The organism is Propionivibrio pelophilus DSM 12018, assembly GCF_059569095.1.
In genome coordinates this window covers 1-1115 of the sequence record NZ_JCANUT010000146.1, presented here as the reverse complement: position 1 = coordinate 1115, position 1115 = coordinate 1, and the positions used below count along the sequence as shown (strand labels likewise).

Genomic DNA, 1115 nt, shown 5'->3' with positions numbered 1-1115 from the left:
CACGGCTGAAAAGCCGAGTTTGTGTCTCGTAGTACTTTGAAACCACGGAGGGAAGTATGAAAGACAGTTTCAAGTTGAACCGCCGCTCGTTCCTGCAAGGTGCCGGTGCTGTTGGCGCTGCGGCGCTGATGGGTGCCCCGACGATCCTGCGGGCCGCCCCGATGAAGATCACCTTCGGCCACGGCGCCGCGCCGGGCAACCCCCGGACCATCGCCGCCGACAAGTTCGCCGAACTCGTCAAGCTGAAGTCGGGTGGCGCACTCGAAGTCACCGTCGCCGGCGCCGCCATGCTCGGTGACGACGCCGCCATGCTCACCAGCCTGCGCACCGGCACGTTGGGGATTTCCGCCAACAGCCAGGGCGCCACCTCGGCCATCGTTCCCGAACTCGCCGCCCTCGGCCTGCCGTTCCTGTTCACCAAGAGTGACGACGGCGTCAAGGTCCTCTCCGGCAAGATCGGCGACCTGCTCAAGCCCAAGTTCGACGCCGTCGGCCTCGTCCCGATCGGCTGGTGGGACAACGGCATCCGCCACATCACCAACAGCAAGCGCGCGATCAAGACCCCGGACGACCTGAAGGGTCTCAAGTTCCGCACCCCGCCCGACCCGGCCACCATCGACATCTTCCAGGCCCTCGGCGCCGCCACCGCCCAGATCGCCTTCTCCGAACTCTACGTCGCCCTGCAACAAGGCGTCGTCGACGGCCAGGAGAACCCGATGACCAACATCGCCAGCGCCAAGATCTACGAAGTTAACCCCTTCATCAGCCTCTCCGCGCACAAGTGGGAATGCACCCCGGTGCTGATGTCCAAGATGGCCTGGAACCGGCTCGACGCCAAGTCCAAGGAAATCATCATGGAAGCCATGGCCGAAGCCACCACGTTGCAGATCAGCACCTCCAACGCGGCCAACGTCAAGCTCGAGAAGGACTTCCGCGCCAACCCGGCGATCACGGTCAGCGACGTCGATCTCGCCGCCTTCCGCAAGCAAACCGCCTCGGTCTTCGACAAGTGGGAGCAGAAACCCTTCGGCGCCTTCGTCAAGGACCTGCGCAAGACCGTTCTGGGATAAGCGAATCATGGCCGAACTTCACCGTACGGCCAGTGAGCGCTCCAC

General features: G+C 63.9%; 1 protein-coding gene. It reads left to right on the top strand.

Annotated features, from left to right (window positions below):
• The first annotated feature begins 56 nt into the window (after positions 1 to 56).
• The gene (locus BO74_RS21125) at positions 57 to 1070 is read left to right on the top strand and encodes a TRAP transporter substrate-binding protein (RefSeq protein ID WP_496445379.1); all 1014 of its coding nucleotides are present in this window, start codon (positions 57 to 59) and stop codon (positions 1068 to 1070) included.
• Positions 1071 to 1115: the final 45 nt, after the last annotated feature.